Genomic DNA, 1,955 nt, shown 5'->3' with positions numbered 1-1,955 from the left:
GTAAAGGTCTGTTCTGTCTCATCATTCGGATTGTAGCTTGAGGCGTTAACATCCCATATCACATCAGCATTTATACTTTCTTTATCCGTTACTAACACTACGGTTGCAGGTAATCCAAGTGCCGCAGCAGTCTTTGCCGTACCGCTCGCTACCCTTGTTATTGCCGCAGGCGCTGTTATGCTCTGCAACGTCAGTTCCTGATCCCCATACATCAATCGCAATACTTCAGCCTGTGTCAATGGCCCGTTAAATACGCGAATGTCAGCTAGTTGTCCATTGTATGCTTCTCCGCCGGCCGAATCAGCTCCAAGTAAAATCTTACTCGTTACTCGCGGAAGCGGACCGAGATTTGTTGCATCGCTTGCCACTACTTTACCGTCAACATAGATTTTCAAACCTGTTTTCTGACCGTAAGAAGCAACATAATGATGCCATTCATTATTATTGTAGGTCCATGGAAACGATAATGTTTTAAGTCCGGAGCCTTCCGGCCAATAGGCCACACGAGCCTGGTTCCCTGCTGCCAGCTGAAGAGCTGTGAAACGATTATCTTGTTTGAAAACGCTGTAGTAGCCATTGGCAGACTGAGACGTCTTGAACCACATTGACACCGTCTGATCACCCGTTTGTTCCAAAAATGAGAATGCGTTAATCTCGGCTCTTGAGCCACCGCTGAATGCAAGCGCTCCGCCGAACTTATCCTCACTCTTCCAAACTGGGTTATTTACCAGCTTTCCAATGTTGCCCTTGCCTGAAGAATCGTCGATCACTGTACCAGTTCCCTCATCGAACTTCCAATGGGCCACTAGTTCGGCAGGGTTAACCGTTACGCCATTACTTATTTTTGAGTGCAGTATAATGTAATCAAGGCTTACGTTTCCGTTATCTCCATCATCGTATTTATAAGATATCGTATTAAGTCCGGATTTTAGCGTTACAAGCTCAACCTTGTCGCCCCATGTATCCCAATTTTCCAAGCTCCGCAGGCTAATCTGCCTTAACTTGATGCCATTCACATACAGGCTGATTGTCTTTGCTGCGCCCGTAGCATTCGCATACCTGAGATCCAGATAATAACTACGCGTTAACGCTGATGAATTATTTACTGTAAAGGTAGTCGTTGCACCGATAGAATCGTATCCGGACGCAAAACCGGTCCCGGAATAATTCAGTTGGTCGTTAGCTTCCACTGCACCGCTCGATAGCGAGGCATCCTCTGCCTCATACTTGTTATATGCCGTTACTGTAATATAATCGAGACTAACATTTCCGCTGTCGCCTGATTCATACTTGTATGCTATCGTATTATCCCCTGCGTTCAGGTGTATCGTCTCAACCTTGTCACCCCATGTATTGCCATTTGCCAAGCTCGGTAGGCTAATCTGCTTTATTTTGACATCGTTCACATACAGGCTGATTGTCTTCGCTATGCCTGTAGCATTCGCATACCTAAGATCTAGATTATAAAGTCCCTCTGACGCAGCATTTACTGTAAAGGTAGTCGTTGCACCGATAGAATCGTATCCAGCTGCAAAACCGCTCCCGGAATAATTCAGTTGGTCGTTATCTACGACTGCACCGCCCGATAGTAAAGCATCCTCTGCCTCATAATTACTTAGTTCCACAAACTCCCATTGGTCGCCCGTCCAATCCCCTCCATCTACCCTACCAGTTTGTACATTACCCCACTGTGTGTGGATATTCATTAGCCCATTCTGGCGGTTTCTGATCTGGAAATATCCATATTCAGAGCCGACTGGCATCCAATCCGCATTCCATCCTATAGCGGGTCCAGTCTTAATTCGACCGTTATTAGCTTCAAAATTCATAAAGTTGCCGGTTAACCGGTTTCTGAAACGGATAAATCCATCACTATTTTCTAGAGCCCATTGATATTTATAACCCGTTCCATCTCCATAATTTACTGTTCCTGAATCATCAAAAAGGCTTTTACC

The 1,955-nt window shown here is 45.4% G+C and carries 1 protein-coding gene; it reads right to left on the bottom strand.

Annotation, left to right across the window (positions count from 1 at the left end):
* Positions 1-1,955, bottom strand: a 1,955-nt coding sequence (locus AC1DWN_RS33000; RefSeq protein WP_477563061.1) for a LamG-like jellyroll fold domain-containing protein, incomplete at both ends; no start/stop codon positions are given.

The sequence above is a fragment of the Paenibacillus sp. P4_A7 genome (genome assembly GCF_056402455.1).
Note: the sequence above shows the minus strand (reverse complement) of the source record. Positions and strands in the feature narration are given on the sequence as shown.